This window comes from Paraburkholderia piptadeniae, from assembly GCF_900007165.1.
GTDB lineage: Bacteria > Pseudomonadota > Gammaproteobacteria > Burkholderiales > Burkholderiaceae > Paraburkholderia > Paraburkholderia piptadeniae.
Map to the genome: position 1 here is coordinate 116,449 of NZ_CYGY02000068.1, position 15,907 is coordinate 132,355.

At 60.7% G+C, this 15,907-nt stretch carries 14 protein-coding genes; 8 read left to right on the plus strand and 6 right to left on the minus strand.

Features of this window, described 5'->3' with window-relative positions:
• The first annotated feature begins 7 nt into the window (after positions 1–7).
• Together BN2476_RS33115 and BN2476_RS33120 are read left to right on the plus strand one after the other, a co-directional pair.
• Positions 8–1,186 carry a CaiB/BaiF CoA transferase family protein gene (locus tag BN2476_RS33115; protein ID WP_087738409.1) on the plus strand — a complete coding sequence of 393 codons (1,179 nt, stop codon included), beginning with the start codon at positions 8–10 and terminating at the stop codon, positions 1,184–1,186.
• A gap of 99 nt (positions 1,187–1,285) precedes the next feature.
• On the plus strand, positions 1,286–2,704 hold the full coding sequence (locus tag BN2476_RS33120) for an MFS transporter (RefSeq protein ID WP_087738410.1): 1,419 nt from the start codon (positions 1,286–1,288) through the stop codon (positions 2,702–2,704).
• A gap of 203 nt (positions 2,705–2,907) precedes the next feature.
• Here BN2476_RS33120 and BN2476_RS33125 read toward each other — a convergent pair whose 3' ends face one another.
• The 6 genes from BN2476_RS33125 to BN2476_RS33150 all read right to left on the minus strand — a co-directional run bounded on the left by BN2476_RS33125 (position 2,908) and on the right by BN2476_RS33150 (position 9,553).
• Positions 2,908–3,858 carry a LysR substrate-binding domain-containing protein gene (locus BN2476_RS33125; RefSeq protein WP_087738491.1) on the minus strand — a complete coding sequence of 317 codons (951 nt, stop codon included), beginning with the start codon at positions 3,856–3,858 and terminating at the stop codon, positions 2,908–2,910.
• A 102-nt stretch (positions 3,859–3,960) separates the two neighbouring features.
• Complete coding sequence (locus tag BN2476_RS33130) at positions 3,961–5,634, minus strand: electron transfer flavoprotein-ubiquinone oxidoreductase (RefSeq protein WP_087738411.1); 1,674 nt, start codon at positions 5,632–5,634, stop codon at positions 3,961–3,963.
• Positions 5,635–5,690: 56 nt separating this feature from the next.
• Positions 5,691–6,500 (minus strand): HpcH/HpaI aldolase/citrate lyase family protein, encoded by an 810-nt coding sequence (locus tag BN2476_RS33135; RefSeq protein ID WP_235851068.1) that lies wholly within the window; start codon positions 6,498–6,500, stop codon positions 5,691–5,693.
• A 14-nt stretch (positions 6,501–6,514) separates the two neighbouring features.
• Positions 6,515–7,459 carry an electron transfer flavoprotein subunit alpha/FixB family protein gene (locus BN2476_RS33140; RefSeq protein ID WP_087738413.1) on the minus strand — a complete coding sequence of 315 codons (945 nt, stop codon included), beginning with the start codon at positions 7,457–7,459 and terminating at the stop codon, positions 6,515–6,517.
• A gap of 28 nt (positions 7,460–7,487) precedes the next feature.
• On the minus strand, positions 7,488–8,237 hold the full coding sequence (locus tag BN2476_RS33145; RefSeq protein ID WP_087738414.1) for an electron transfer flavoprotein subunit beta/FixA family protein: 750 nt from the start codon (positions 8,235–8,237) through the stop codon (positions 7,488–7,490).
• Positions 8,238–8,434: 197 nt separating this feature from the next.
• A complete protein-coding gene (locus tag BN2476_RS33150; RefSeq protein ID WP_087738415.1) occupies positions 8,435–9,553 on the minus strand; it encodes a porin in 1,119 nt (372 codons plus the stop codon).
• A 447-nt stretch (positions 9,554–10,000) separates the two neighbouring features.
• Between BN2476_RS33150 and BN2476_RS33155 the strand changes: the two genes are divergently transcribed.
• The 6 genes from BN2476_RS33155 (at position 10,001) to BN2476_RS33180 (ending at position 15,906) form a co-directional block, all read left to right on the plus strand.
• Complete coding sequence (locus BN2476_RS33155; RefSeq protein ID WP_087738416.1) at positions 10,001–10,933, plus strand: LysR family transcriptional regulator; 933 nt, start codon at positions 10,001–10,003, stop codon at positions 10,931–10,933.
• Between the two features lie 465 nt (positions 10,934–11,398).
• Entirely contained in the window at positions 11,399–12,325 is a 927-nt protein-coding gene (locus BN2476_RS33160; protein ID WP_087738417.1) for a transporter substrate-binding domain-containing protein, read from the plus strand.
• A 75-nt stretch (positions 12,326–12,400) separates the two neighbouring features.
• Positions 12,401–13,066 (plus strand): amino acid ABC transporter permease, encoded by a 666-nt coding sequence (locus BN2476_RS33165; protein ID WP_087738418.1) that lies wholly within the window; start codon positions 12,401–12,403, stop codon positions 13,064–13,066.
• Positions 13,067–13,072: 6 nt separating this feature from the next.
• Positions 13,073–13,738 carry an amino acid ABC transporter permease gene (locus BN2476_RS33170; protein ID WP_087738419.1) on the plus strand — a complete coding sequence of 222 codons (666 nt, stop codon included), beginning with the start codon at positions 13,073–13,075 and terminating at the stop codon, positions 13,736–13,738.
• A 19-nt stretch (positions 13,739–13,757) separates the two neighbouring features.
• Positions 13,758–14,558 (plus strand): amino acid ABC transporter ATP-binding protein, encoded by an 801-nt coding sequence (locus tag BN2476_RS33175; protein ID WP_087738420.1) that lies wholly within the window; start codon positions 13,758–13,760, stop codon positions 14,556–14,558.
• A 4-nt stretch (positions 14,559–14,562) separates the two neighbouring features.
• A complete protein-coding gene (locus BN2476_RS33180; RefSeq protein ID WP_160111801.1) occupies positions 14,563–15,906 on the plus strand; it encodes an MmgE/PrpD family protein in 1,344 nt (447 codons plus the stop codon).
• The last annotated feature ends 1 nt before the right edge of the window (position 15,907 follow it).

Below are 15,907 nucleotides of genomic sequence, written 5' to 3' on the forward strand. Positions count from 1 at the left end.
CATCGACATGCGTCCACTCCAAGGCATCAAGGTCGTGACTTTCGAGCATGCGATCGCCGCGCCGTTCTGCACGCGTCAGCTCGCGGATCTGGGTGCTCGCGTGATCAAGATTGAGCGGCCTGGCACCGGCGACTTCGCACGCAACTACGACGAACGCGTGTCCGGACTCGCTTCCCACTTCGTCTGGGCGAACCGCTCGAAAGAAAGCGTAACGCTGGACGTCAAGCAGGCGTCCGCGATGGAAGTCGTTCATGCACTGCTCGCAGACGCCGACGTGTTCGTCCAGAACCTCGCGCCGGGCGCGACGCAACGTCTCGGGCTCGACTTTGAGACATTAAGCGAGCGGTATCCGCGGCTGATCGTCTGCGACATTTCGGGCTACGGCCTCGACGGTCCATACCGGGACAAGAAGGCGTATGACCTGCTGATCCAGAGCGAATCGGGGTTTCTGAGCATCACTGGTTCGAAGGGCCAGCCCGCGAAAGCAGGATGCTCGATCGCGGACATCGCCGCTGGCATGTACGGCTACACCAACATTCTCGCTGCGCTGATCGAACGCGGTCGCACGGGGCGAGGTAAGCACATCGACGTATCGATGCTCGAAAGCATGGTCGAGTGGATGAGCTACCCCCTTTACTATTCGATCGACGGCCAGCCCGCGCCAGAACTGGCCGGCGCTTCTCACGCGACGATCTTTCCCTACGGCCCCTTCCCTGCCGGCGACGGCAAGACGGTGATGCTCGGACTTCAGAACGAGCGCGAATGGAAGAGCTTTTGCAACGTCGTCATCGGACGTCCCGAGCTTGCGGACGACGAGCGCTTCTCGTCGAACAGCCGACGCACGAAAAACCGCAATGCGCTCACGCAGATCATCGTCGACGCGTTCTCGGGCTGGTCGGCAGAGGATGTCATCGGGCGGCTCGAAGAAGCGAGCATCGCCAACGCACACATGAACGACATGCACGCTGTGTGGAAGCATCCGCAACTCGATGCCCGCAGCCGCTGGACACGCGTGAAAACGGCCGCAGGCGAAGTGCCCGCGCTGTATCCACCCGGTATTTCCGCGAAGGATGAACCGCGCATGGACGCAGTGCCCGGCCTCGGTGAGCACACGACGTCGATCCTGCATGAGCTCGGCTTCGATGAGCGCTCGATCGAACAGATGCGCAGCGCCGGCGCGATCTGAACGCCGCGAACGCAGATCATCCGGGCCGCCAGATCTGTAAAGCCATTCGGGCCGGCCCGGCACGGGCACCCGGTCGAATACATAATCAGGAGACAAACAATGTCAGTCACGGTCAACGCCGCCGGTCGGCTCGATCGCCTACCCGTTTGCAGTTTTCACTGGAAGATTCTCGGCCTCATTGCAGGCGGTGCGTTCCTCGACGCATTCGATATCTACCTCGCCAATGGCGCGGTCGCAGCGATGGTAAAGGAAGGCTTCACCGACTTGCGCCACGGCGCCATGTTCGTGTCGTCGACATTCATCGGCATGATGCTGGGCGCCTATGCTGCGGGCTGGGTGGGCGATCGCTTCGGGCGGCGTTACTCGTACCAGTTGAACCTGGGTGTTTTCGGCATCGCGTCGATTGCGGCGTGCTTCGCGCCCAATATCGAATGGCTGATCGTGCTGCGCTTCATCATGGGCATTGGTTTAGGCGCCGAACTCGTCGTGGCGGCAGGAACGCTGGCCGAATTCGTGCCGCCTGCGACGCGCGGGAAGTGGGTTTCGTTGCTGGCCATCATCATCAACAGCGGCCTGTTCGTGGCGCTCGCGGTCGGTTACTGGATCATTCCGCATCTGGGCTGGCGCTACATGTTCGCGGTTGCGGGTATCGGTGCGCTCGTCGTATGGTTCTTGCGTCATCGCATGCCGGAGTCACCGCGCTGGCTCGAATCGACGGGAAAACTGGACGAAGCCGAAGCCACGCTTGCTGCGATCGAACGTGAAGTCGAGGCACGCACGGGTCCGTTGCCTGCGGTTCAGCGGGTTGTCAATCTGAACGTGGGCGCCGTCCCGCTTCGCGCTCTTTTTGAACCTGGACGGCGCGGACGCACCATTGTCGCCTCGCTCACGGCCATCGCCGTCAACATCGGCCTGTACGGTTTCATCGCATGGCTGCCGACCTTCTTCGTGAGCGAAGGCCTGTCTGTCGTCAAGTCGCTCGGATTCGTGATGTTGATGTCGATCGGCTCACCCGTTGGCGGACTCGTCGGCTATCTGATCGCGGACCGCGTCGGCCGCGCGAAAGGGATCATGTTCGCGGCAGTCGTGAGCATCGCGCTCGGGTGGCTTTATGTGACGCTTCGCGATCCGGCACAGATCATCGTCGTTGGATTCTGTCTGGTGACGTCGATCTACACCATCACGACGCTTGGCCTGTTCGGCTACATCCCCGAACTTTTTCCTACCGAGGTACGTCTGCGCGGCACGGGCGTGGCGGGAACCTGCGGACGCGCCGCCTCGATTGCGACACCGTATCTTGCGCTCACGCTCTACCAGCACGTTGGGGTGTCGGGTGTGATTGCGATGGTCAGCCTGATCCTTGCCGTTCTGTGCGTTGCGATCCTGGTGATCCGGGTAGAGACAAGCCGGCATGCGCTCGAAGACGTAGCGCCGGCCACATCCGACAGCTCCAACACCTCCAACACCTCTGACACCGGCGAGCGGGAGGTCCATTCACCCTCTACGCATCAGGCGTAACGCGGCATCGGCATGAGAAATCAGGTGGCGGCGGCAATCCGACGCTGCTCGCCACCGGCCTGAACGCGCTTGCCGCATGCGAGGGTTCGAGATGGTGCGCCACCATCGTTCCATCACCAATGGCGTATCGGCTCAAAAGCGATAGCACCGTACCATCCTGAAGCCGCAGGCAGGACCCTGATGATTGACGTCGTGCGCCGGACTCACCGCTGATCGTCGGTCTGGGCGCGCAGCGACACGCCTTTCCATGACTCCCGGGCGACGAGCTCGGCGATCAGTTCGACCATCGTCTGCCGGACAGCCACAGTGGCAGCGTGCATCGGCATACTGTTTGGCCAGCAGATACTGGCGGGACGCCGGATCACCGGGCCGACGATCTTGCGCATCCTCGGCAGGCGCGATGCATCAAGCTGTGCGACGGCAGAAGCCGGCAAGATCGTGCATGCCCTGCCCGAGTGAGCGATCAGCAGCAACGAGAACAACGAGTCGATGTCGGCGATGATGTTCAGCTCGACGTTTTCGCTGGAGAAGGTCCGTTCGATCAACAGGCGCAGTCCATTCGCCACGCCGGGGGCGACCAGCTTCACCCCCGCAAGCATGGAGAGCGGACATGTTGTGGAGCGTGCGGAAATGCCGTTGCCTGGCTCGCCCAGCAGATACAACGTCTCGTCGAGAACGGGCAGCGCACCGATTCCCGGCGTGTCAGACTCCCGGAAAAGTATGCCAAGGTCGAGTCTGCCGTTTGCGAGCAACTCATTCAGATAGCCGCTCATGCTTTCGAAGAACTGCAGGCGGATGCCCGGATACCTGTCCTGAACACGCTCAAAAAGCGGCACCGCGAGTACGGACGCCATTGTCGTGGGCAGCCCGAGCGCGACAGTGCCCGATTCCGCCCCACCGCCCTTGCTGACTTCCTGTTTAAGCTGCTCCATCTGGCGCAGCACGAGTCTCGCGTGCCGATAGAGCGCAGTGCCTTCTGCCGTTGGCGTGACGCCGTGATTGCTGCGCAGAAGGAGGGGAACGCCGAGCTCTTCTTCGAGCCGCGCCATCTGCTGGCTCAGCGAGGGCTGCGCGACATAGAGCTTCTCTGCTGCCCTGCCAAGGCTGCCGTAATCGACGATGTTGACGAAGTAGCGCAGCTGGCGGACGTCCATGAGCGTGGAAGGCTGACTGGTCAGCAACTCGAGCATTGAAGTGAAGGGCATTGTACGCTCCGGACGCTACCGGCCGAATCTCATAAACCCTCGGGGACGTCACTACATGTTCGGATAGTTTGGTCCACCGCCGCCTTCGGGCGTGACCCACACGATGTTCTGTGTCGGATCCTTGATGTCGCACGTCTTGCAGTGGACGCAGTTCTGCGCGTTGATCACGAGCCGCTCGCTGCCGCCGTCGTTCTTCACGAACTCGTAGACGGCGGCGGGGCAATAGCGGCTTTCCGGGCCTGCGTAGGTCTGCAGGTTCACTTTCACAGGCACGCTCGCGTCCTTGAGCGTCAGGTGCGCAGGCTGGTTCTCTTCGTGATTCGTGTTCGAGATGAACACCGACGAGAGCCGGTCGAACGTCAGCTTGCCGTCGGGCTTCGGATACGCGATCGGCTTGCATTGCGACGCGGGCTTCAGCATCTCGTGATCCCAATGCTGGTGATGCAGCGTCCACGGCACGTTGCCACCCAGCAGCTTCTGCTCGATGCCGACCATCAGCGTGCCCAGATACAGGCCCTTGCTCATCCACTGCTTGAAGTTACGCGCGCGGTAAAGCTCGGTGTGCAGCCACGAGGTCTTGAACGACTCCGGATAGGCTGCGAGTTCGTCACTCTGGCGTCCTGCCTGCACCGCATCGAACGCAGCGTCGGCGGCGAGCATGCCCGTCTTGATCGCAGCGTGCGAGCCCTTGATCCGCGATGCGTTCAGGAATCCCGCGTCATCGCCGACGAGCGCACCGCCCGGAAACACGAGCTTCGGCAGCGACATCAGCCCGCCTGCCGTGATCGCGCGTGCGCCATACGACACACGCTTGCCGCCTTCGAGAAACTTGCGGATTTCCGGATGCGTCTTGTAGCGCTGAAACTCTTCGAACGGCGACAGATACGGATTCGAGTAGCCGAGGCCGACGACGAAGCCCACCATCACCTGGTTGTTGTCGATGTGATAGAGGAACGAGCCGCCGTAGGTTTGCGAATCGAGCGGCCAGCCGGCCGTGTGGATCACGAGGCCCGGCTTGTGCTTCGCCGGATCGATTTCCCACAGTTCCTTGACGCCGATGCCGTACACCTGCGGATCGGCGCCATCGCGCAGCTTGAACTTGTCCGACAGCTGGCGTCCCAGATGCCCGCGCGCGCCTTCGCAGAACAGCGTGTATTTCGCGTGCAGTTCCATGCCGAGCTGGAAGTTCTCGGTCGGCTCGCCGTCCTTGCCGATGCCGAGATTGCCCGTCGCGACGCCCTTCACGGAGCCGTCGTCGTTGTACAGCACTTCAGCCGCCGCAAAGCCCGGGAAAATCTCGACGCCGAGCGCTTCGGCCTGCTGACCCAGCCAGCGCGTAACGTTCGCGAGGCTGATCACGTAGTTGCCGTGATTCTTGAAGTTGTCGGGCAGCGCCCAGTTCGGCACCGATTTCGCGCCCGTTTCGTTCAGGAACAGGAAGCGGTCTTCCGTCACCTCGACGTCCAGCGGCGCGCCTTTTTCCTTCCAGTCCGGGATCAGTTCGTTCAGCGCGCGCGGGTCCATCACCGCGCCCGAGAGGATATGCGCCCCGATTTCCGAGCCTTTTTCGAGCACGCAGACGCCAATTTCGACGGCTTTTTCGGCGGCACGCTGCTTCAGACGGATGGCCGCCGACAGGCCGGCCGGGCCGCCGCCGACGATGACGACGTCGTATTCCATCGATTCGCGAGGACCATATTGCTCGAAAAGAGAACTGCTACTCATGCTTTGAAAGTTAGTGTTGGCAGTGGGTGTACGGATAGGAGCGCGTTCGCCAGTCTTTATCGGACCGCACTCAGGATCGATTCGGCTCGCTGGACAACGGGCCTGTCGACCATCTTCCCGTCGACGGCAACCGCGGCGCCGTCAGCAATCCTGAACGCCTCAATGATGCGACTCGCCCATGCCAGTTCGGCCTGACTGGGCGCGAAACCCTCGTTCACCGCCGCAACCTGGCGTGGATGGATGCAGAGCTTTCCGGCGAATCCCCATCGTTTCGCGTTGAGCGTGTCAGCACACAACAGATCATCGTCGCCAATGGACGGCGTCACGCCGTCGATCGGTGGAGCAATCCCGGCAATACGCGACGTGACGACAAGATCGGCGCGGAAGTGATCGAGTTCACGGCCATCCGACGCCAGCCCGAGATCTGCGCAGAAGTCCAGTGTGCCGAACATCAACTGGCGGACAAACGGCGCACGGGCAACGTCCATTGCATTGAACATTCCCTTCGCGGTCTCGATAAGCGCGTAGACGGGCATCTTGCTCTTCGTTTGCGAAACGAGTGCGACGACGTCGGAAGCGCTCTCAGCCTTGGGTAGGACAATCCCCGCGACACCTCGCAACCGCCCAAGCCGTGCATCGTGCTCAAACCAGGATGTCCCCGGCGCATTGACGCGGATCAGCACGCGGCGGGCAGGCGTCAGCCACGCCTCGATTGCCCGTCTTGCTTCGTCCTTGTTCTCCGGTGCGACGGCATCCTCCAGATCCAGGATGACCGCGTCCGCGCCGCTTTGCAGCGCCTTGTCAAAACGCTCCGGGCGATCGCCTGGCACAAACAGGAACGAACGGGGTGGCGGCAGTCCTTTCATGGCAGTGTTGTCGCTCATAATGTTGATGTGAGTTCGGGCACGACCGTGAACAGGTCGCCAACCAGACCGTAATCAGCGACGCTGAAGATCGGCGCTTCTTCGTCCTTGTTGATCGCGACGATGACCTTCGAGTCCTTCATGCCCGCCAGATGTTGAATCGCACCGGAAATGCCGACCGCGATGTACAGCTGCGGCGCGACGATCTTGCCCGTCTGACCGACCTGGTAGTCGTTCGGCACGTAGCCCGCATCGACGGCTGCGCGCGATGCGCCCATTGCCGCGCCGAGCCTGTCGGCGAGCGGTTCGAGAACCTTGTTGTAGTTCTCGCCGCTGCCGAGACCCCGGCCACCCGACACGATGAGGTTCGCCGACGTCAGTTCCGGACGGTCGAGCTTCGTGACTTCACGGCTCACAAACTGCGAGATGCCCGCATCGGCTGCCGCTTCGATCTTCTCGATCGATGCGCTGCCGCCTTCCGCCGCCACCGGGTCGAAGCCCGTCGCGCGCACCGTGATGACCTTGATCGGGTCAGCCGATTGCACGATCGCAATCGCATTGCCTGCGTAGATCGGACGTTCGAACGTATCGGTCGAATCGACAGCCGTCATGTCGCTGATCTGCGCGACGTCGAGTTTCGCGGCGATGCGCGGCGCGATGTTCTTGCCGTAGGCCGTCGCGGGCGCGAGGATGTGCGAATAATCCTTTGCGATGTTCAGCACCGTTGCCTCGACATTCTCGGCAAGACCTTCGGCCAGTGGCGGCGCGTCGGCCAGCAGCACCTTCGCAACGCCCGCCACCTTCGCAGCAGCCTCAGCCGCACCTTGCGCATTGTGGCCAGCGATCAGCACGTGCACGTCGCCACCGACGAACTTGCCAACCTCGTGCGCGGCAGCCACCGTATTCAGCGTCGCTGCCTTGAGCGCCGCGTTGTCGTGTTCAGCAATTACCAGAATCGTCATTTCATTCGTCTCCGTGTGCCCGTAAAAATCAAAGCACCTTGGCTTCCGTCTTGAGCTTCTCGACCAGCGTCTTCACGTCGGCCACCTTCGCGCCAGCGGAGCGCTTCGGCGGCTCGCTGACCTTCAGCGTCTTCAGACGCGGCGTGACATCGACGCCCAGGTCTTCCGGCTTCACGGTTTCGAGCGGCTTCTTCTTCGCCTTCATGATGTTCGGCAGCGTCACGTAGCGCGGCTCGTTCAGGCGCAGGTCGGTCGTCACGACTGCGGGCAGCTTCAGCGACAGCGTTTCAGCACCGCCGTCCACTTCACGCGACACGGTCGCCTTGCCGTCAGCGACGACAACCTTCGACGCAAACGTCGCTTGGGGCAGATTGGCCAGCGCAGCCAGCATCTGGCCCGTCTGGTTGGAGTCGTCGTCGATGGCCTGCTTGCCGAGAATCACCAGTTGCGGCTGTTCCTTGTCGACCAGCGCCTTCAGCAGCTTCGCGACAGCCAGCGGCTGCAGGTCTTCATTCGATTCGATCAGGATCGCGCGGTCCGCGCCGATCGCCAGCGCCGTGCGCAGCGTTTCCTGACATTGCGTCACGCCTGCCGACACGGCGATCACTTCTGTCGCCACGCCCGCTTCCTTCAGCCGAACGGCTTCTTCGACGGCGATTTCGTCGAACGGATTCATCGACATCTTTATGTTCGCGAGATCCACGCCTGTCCCATCCGACTTCACGCGGACCTTCACGTTGTAGTCAACTACTCTTTTGACCGAAACAAGTACTTTCAATGCTGTCTCCTAAAACTGGCCGGGCGATGATGCGCCTCGCCCCTCTATTTGACGTTCCGCCGGGCAACAGCGCAAATACCAAATACGTCTGCCGGGCATAGGTTTTACCTAGGATCAGTTCGTGCCCGATGCGTGCACGCCGCCGGCCGCGTACGAGCAACCATCTCCATCTGCCGGTCACCCGGCCGTTTCAGGCTCTAGAACCTCGTCCTCATGGCGACCATCGCCCCTGTGCTGTTGTTCTTTCCCGCGAAAGATCCGATCGGGCTGTTCGGGTCTGTGACGGATGCACCGCCGAGCATGCTGTGATCAACTTCGACGTAGACGTCTGTCCGCTTTGAAAGGAAGTAGTCGACGATGCCATACACGGACGCGATATGCCCTGTCTTTCCTGGAGCAGCGTTCGTCACATGGTCATAGAGTCCGGCGAACGTCAGCTTCAGGAACGGCGTGGCCGCGTAGCTGACACCGAGCTGGCCGACGTTGTCGATTCTCGCTTTCGTTTGAGGTCCTGCGGCAGTGGTGACGTTCGCAGTCAGGCTGGTATTTGCCAATGCGCCGCCACTGTTGCTGGCTGCTGGCGCGAATCCGGCGTCGCGGCGCGAGTACAGGTAATAGGAGTACAGCATGGCGGCGCCGAATTCATATCGGCCACCCAGACTGGCCGCATACATGTTCCTGTTTCCTGCGTCCTTGGATTGCTGTCCGTACACACCAATCTTCAATGCCTGGTTCGTGAAGATCAGATCGAAAGCCGTCGTGCTTCCCTTGGCGAGGCTACCCGCCTGTCCACCGACCGAGCGCTCCAGCTCCAGCGCGACTGGACCCCACGTGTTCGTGTATTGAACCGTGTTGTCGTATCGGACTCCGGTGAGGAAGATCTCCCATTCGTTCGGATTCTGGTTGCCGACCGCAATCGAGTCGAAAACCACCAGGTAGTTGAAGGCCGTACCGTATTGCCGACCGAGCTTCAGCGTTCCATACGTACTGTTGCTCAGCCCGACGTATGCCTGACGGCCAAAGAGTTGACCTTGTTGACCCGACACCCCATTGGCAGGATTAAAGCCGCTTTCGAGAACGAAAACCGCAGACGTCCCACCCCCGAGATCCTCCGTCCCCTTGATGCCCCAGCGGTTTCCGGTCACTGCGCCATCCGACATGTAAAGCCTGTTTGCGGGCCCATTCGAGGAAGGCTGGTTGGACGTAAACCGGATCCCCTCGTCGATCAGGCCATAAAGCGTTACGTTGGACTCGGCATATGCCGTTTCGCTCGCCAGCAACACCGCTATTGCCAGAGAGAACACTGTTCTTTTCATTAACTAATCTCCACAACGTGGTTTTATGGAACATCTGTATTTATTGAACATCTGCACTACTTATTTATCGGATCGCTGTTGCGTAAGACCTTTTGCGTAGCATGTGTCCTGCGACCCACTCCGCTCTGACTGCGACACATGAATAAGGGAAAACGAAGGATTGCCTGAACCGGCGCAGGCACACGCCAGACGGGCAAGCCGTTTATAGAATCACAGGTCGGTCCAACTACCATGAAGACGTCGGGGAGAGCTTCTCGGGGTCGTCGGGGAACTTCGCGCGCTGCCGCTGGTGGTCGGGCGCACACCTGCTATTACGCTGCACTACGTGCGTGAACTGCTGCTTCCACGAAAGTTTGAGCTATCTTAGAATGCAATAGTACGGGATAAGAAATAGAGTTTTGTGATTCAGAAATCACAGTTCGGCATGTTGCGATCTACGGAGCCCAGATGGACATCAAGCAATTGCGCGCGTTGCTCGCCGTGGCGGAAACGGGGAGCGTCACACGTGCCGCCGAGGCTCTGCACATCGTCCAGCCCGCCGTGTCGCGTCAGTTGAAGCTGCTGGAAGAGGACGTCGGCATCGCGCTTTTCGAACGCGGACGATACGGGATGGAGCTGACCGAATCGGGGGAAATCCTGGCGCAGCACGCGCGCCGCGCGTTGCTCGAACTGGACCGCGCCCGCTCCGAAATCCAGCCCTCAAACGCACAGATCTCGGGAATCGTCACAGTAGGTCTGCTTCCCAGCACGTCCGATCTTCTGGCAGGTCCGCTCCTCGACGAAGTGAAGAACCAGCATCCCGCGGTGAACCTTCGGATTTCGGTGGGATACGCAGGATACCTGCGTGACTGGCTTGAGTCGGGAGAAGTTGACGCGGCATTGCTTTACAACCCGAAGGCCACGCCGACCATACAGGTTCAACCGTTGCTGGAAGAAAGCCTGTGTGTCGTCGGCCCCTGGTCCGCACAGTTGTCCTCGGATCGATCCATTGCGCTTGCAGATCTGGCAGCATGGCCGTTGATACTGCCAAGCGCCGGCCACGGGATCCGCAATCTGCTGGAGCAGGCCTGCCCCGGCACGGGCATGAAGCTCAACGTCGTCGCCGAGACAAACTCAATGAATGTGCAAAAGAACCTCGTTGTGCGTGGCCACGGCTATACGATTTTGCCCAGTATCGCCGTGACAGAAGATGTCGCTCGCAAACAGCTTGGTGCCTCCCCGCTGAGCGATCAGGAGCTGCAACGCACCATTGTCCTTGCTCTGCCCAACACACGACGGATCCCGATGGCCGTCAGGGCAGTAGCATCGTTGCTGGAACGCGAGATGAAACTGGCGGTCGAGCGTGGAGACTGGCCCACAGCGCGCTGGATTTCGGATTGACCCGGCGCGCCCGGGTCATCAACCGGCTCGCCGGGTTTTGCGCGCCCGGCAGGGTTCAACTGCCTCGTATCCCTGCCCCTACGAACCCCGATTCCGATCGGGGTTAACGCTATACCCGCAAGTGTCGTGGCTTGCGGACAACCAGACGCCGCCTGGTGCCTTCATTTCCAGGATCCGCCACAGGACTGGGTTTGCGGCTCGTCGATCAGCGACCTCGGTGCCAGAAATTCCAGAAATCACAATTTTCTATATCTGGCAGAAAAAAATAGCATTTCATGAGGTTTTTTGACGCCGCTACGCTGTATTCAGACATCGGGATCTCTCGTCATCCCTGACCGATCAGGGCGCGTCAGATTCTGGGTCGAACAGGTTGATAGATCGTCGAACCACAGCACCACCCCTATTCAGGTCTCGCACTGCAGCGCCATTTGACTGACGGGTGTGCGATCTCCATCGGAAACTATCATGACTGACACGTCCCGCCGCACGCTCCTCGCAGCCGGTCTCGGCAGCCTCGCTGGCGCAGCCGGCATGGCCATGCTCTCCTCCCAGCCCGGGGGCCAAACCCCTTCCCTGATACCGAGTGCCCACGCCCAGGCGACCGGCAATTCAACGTGGGAGCGAATCCAGAAATTGAAGGTTCTGCGCGCCGGCGCGGCTATCCAGGAACCGTGGTATTTCAAGGATCCTGCTAACGGCTCGGGTCCCGGAACCGTGAAGTCCGGCCAGGACACCTGGCGCGGCGTGGGACCGGTGATCGCAGCAGAAATCGCCCGGTCAATGGGCGTTCAGCTCCAGATTGTCGAGACAACGTGGGGCAACGCTTCGGCCGGCATCCAGTCAGGGCAGTTCGATTTCATGCTGTGCCTTGACGGCAATCCGACGCGGGCGTTAGCGCTCGACTTCGTGCCCACGCCACTGCTCTGGTATCCGCTCGCTGTGCTGCTCAAAGGCGGCCTTACCATTACGACCTGGGCGCAAGCAAATGATCCCAAGTATCGCTGGGGCGTCATCCTCGGGAGTTCCTCCGATACGAATCTGACGCGCGCAGCGCCGAAGTCCCAGATAACCCGCTTTCAGAACGCCAGCGAGATGAATGCGGCGTTTCAGTCTGGCCGTATCGACGGCATCTTTTCCCTGGGCCCGACACTTGAGCTGACACAGGCCAAGCTCAACGTCGGCACCGTTCAGGTCCTGACGCCGCGCGGCGCACTTCCGGCGGGCGTTGCCATCCGGCAGGAGGTCGATCAACGGTGGAAGAGCTACCTCACCACCGCCGTCAGCTTTTTCTATAACACGGGCTTTACGCAATCTGCGTATGAACAGTTCCTCGCCTATCGCGGCGTGCCGGAAAACAAGGTTCTGCCCATCATGCGAGAGCGCTGGAGTTGACGGGCCCGGTGAAGACGAAGCCGTGCGCGGTACGCGTCTTCACCGGAACAGAAAAGGAGACGAGGTCGGCGAATCATGAATTACACTTGGGATTTTTCTTCCGTATTTAGCCACTCTGACATCCTGATTGAAGGTGCAATCGGCACGTTCAAGCTGGCTATCACTGCACTGGCGCTCGCGATACCGATCGGACTCGTGCTGGCCATCATGCGAATGAGCCCTTCGCGATTTCTCAACGGGATCGCGTCGGCGTACATCAACTTTTTCCGGTCGTCCGCGGCACTCGTTCTGATCTTCTGGTTCTACTTCGCCTTTCCGATCCTCATGTCAGTGGACATGGGGGCATATTCCGCGGCAACGCTTGCCATCACGCTTCAGAGCGCTGCGTACTTTGCGGAGGTGTTCCGTGGCGGCATCAGTTCGATCCAGCGCGGCCAGTGGGAAGCCGCCAAAGCCATCGGCATGAACTACGCGGCCGCCATGCGCTTCGTGATCTTGCCGCAGGCGGTCAAGCGCATGTTGCCCATCTTCTTTACGCGAGTGATTGAACTGATCAAGACGACCGCCCTCGCTGCAGCAATTGCGTACGGCGATCTTCTTTACAGCGCGTCACGCATCGTCTCCATCACATTCAGGCCGATCGAGACATACACGGTGGTCGCGCTTTCGTTCTTTGTCGTCATCTTCGTGATGAGCAAAGCCGTACGGCTCCTCGAGCGCCGACTCGCAATCAGCGACTGACAAATCATGAACTATCACTGGAACCTATCGTATCTGTCCACCCAGCTGCCTGTCATTCTCGAAGGTTTGCTGGGTACGCTCAGACTCTCAGTCGTATGTCTGCTCGGCGGGCTGATCATCGGCACGCTCGTCGGTGCGGCGCGTTCGCAAGGCGGGCCTGTATTGCGTGCCGTCGGAACGGCCTATGTTGAGTTCTTCCGCAACATACCTGCGCTCGTACAGGTATTCTGGTGCTTCTACGCATTGCCAGTACTGCTGGGCACCGAAAGCGACCGTTTCCTGTCAGCGACGCTGGCGATCTCCCTGTACTCGGGCGCCTATTTCGCCGAAATCGTGCGAAGCGGCATCCAGTCGATCGAGAAAGGGCAATGGGAAGCAGGCCGGGCGATTGGCATGAGCTACCTCAGGATACTTCGCTTCATCGTTTTTCCTCAGGTTTTCAAACGTATTCTTCCCGCTCTGACCAACCAGGGAATCGACGTTATCAAGCTCACGACGCTTGCATCCACCATCGCATATGCAGAGCTTCTTTATCAGGCCAAGCTGATCAGCGACGTGGAATTTCGTCCAATCGAAACCTACACCACCATCGGCGGCATATTTATCGCCGTCCTGATAATTTTCAGCCTGCTGTCTGCGCGTCTGGAGCGCAGGATGGCGCGCTCGGAATAGCGATGTTCGGAGATTAACAGTGGAAGCGACTATTTTGGCGGTAAGCGGACTACGCAAGTCATTCGGGAATCTCGAAGTCCTGAAAGGCATTGACTTCAGCGTGCAGCGTGGAGAGACAGTGGTGATTCTCGGCTCAAGCGGTTCCGGGAAGAGCACCATGCTGCGATGCCTCAACTTTCTGGAATCTCCGACGCAGGGGCGCATTGAAGTCCATGGGAAACTGGTCGGCACGCCTCTGGACGGTGGCCGTTTCAGGTACACGCAACAGGAACTGTGCGACCTTCGCACGCGCGTCGGGATGGTGTTCCAGCAATTCAACCTGTTCCCGCACCTGACCGTCGCGGAAAATGTGATGCTCGGCCCGGTCCGCGTACGCGGTACGAGCCGCGAGAAGGCAAAGCAGCTTGCCGATACGAACCTGGCCAAGGTTGGACTGTCGCACAAGGCGGATGCCTACCCTTCCAGGCTGTCGGGCGGCCAGCAGCAACGCGTTGCAATCGCCCGCGCGCTGGCCATGGAGCCCGATGTGATCCTGTTCGACGAGCCCACGTCGGCGCTCGACCCCGAGCTTGTTGGCGAAGTCCTCAATACGATCCGGCAACTGAGCGAAGAAGGTACGACCATGCTGATCGTCACCCACGAGCTGGGGTTTGCGTACAACGTCGCGGATCGTGTGCTGTTCCTGCATCAGGGGCAGATTCATGAGCAGGGCTCGCCGCAGGACGTTCTCGTGCATCCCAAACAGCCGCGCACGCAGGAATTCCTGCGAGGCCACACGCTCTTCCGGATGCCTGAACCCGAAGTCACGGGAGGAGCATAACGGCATGCTTGCACACGACCTCGCTGCCCTAGCATTGCGACTCAGACCGCAGGTGTACGAACCGGCCAACCGTGCCCTCATCAGGCAGTGCCTCATCGATGCGGCGGCCGCCGCTCTGGCTGGCTACGATTCGCCGGTCGCCAGCATCGCAGTGAAATTTGCTGTAAGCGGCCTCGGACCGGGCGTGATACGGCCATGGCTTCTGGATGACGCCAACCTGACGCCGATGGGCGCCGCTTTTGTCAATTCGTCGGTGATGTCGGCTCTCGATATTGATGATGGCAATCGCGCTGCGCGCGGTCATCTCGGCGCAGCCGTTGTACCAGCCGCATCCGTCTTCGGCGCACTGCGCGACGCGTCGGCCGAAACGTTCGCTCACGCCATCCTTGCCGGGTGTGAAATCGGTGCACGTCTGGGCGCGGCAGAGGCCCCACCCTACTTCGCTTCCGGCCGCTGGGCGGGAGTGGGCGCGGCGATCGCGACGGGCATCTGTCGAGGTCTCAATGAAGGCCTGCTGACAAATGCCATTGCGCTTTCCGTTCACACGGCGCCACTTGTGGGTGCAGCCGGGTCTCGCGCCCAGATGACAGGGCATATCAAGGAAGCCGTACCATTCGGCGTACTTTCGGGTATCACCTCGGCACTCCTTGCCGAGCAGGGGTATCGCGGGGATCCCGACGCCGTCGAGAGCGCCGGCATCTATGATTGCGGGCATCTGACAGGTCACACTCAACCGGTGTCGGCGTTCAGCAGGACGTACTTCAAACGCTACACGTGCTGCCGTCTGGCGCATGCGCCTATCGACGCTGCCGTCGCGATCATGGCGCGCGAGCGGCTCCACGTCAGCGACGTCGCGGGCATGACGGTGCGGACGTTTCGCGCGGCGATAGAACTGCCCAACGAGGCGCGACCGAGCTCGTTTGAATCTGCCCAGTACAGTTTGCCGTTCTGTATCGCCGTCGCGCTCGTTGATGGAATCGAGGCGTTGCTGCCCCTGTCGCCCGGTGCCCTCGAACGCGAAGATATCGTTGCTCTCGCAGAGAAAATCACCCTGGAACACGATGCCCGGCTGGACGCACTCTACCCAGCGGGCACGCCGACTCTGGTGACGATTGGCACGCACGGGGACGCCAAGTTCGAAGAGCAGCGGGAGACGGCAGATGGGGATCCCGGACGGCCATTTGCGGACGCGCAGCTACTGGACAAGTTGAGCCTCCTGGGGCGGGATAAAGTGTCGAGCACTCGCCTGACAGCAATCCGCGATTGCCTTCAAAGCGGCATTCCGGGCCCGGGCGGATTTGAGATTGCGTTGCGCGAGCGCGCATACCAGAGCGCGGTCACCATCTGAG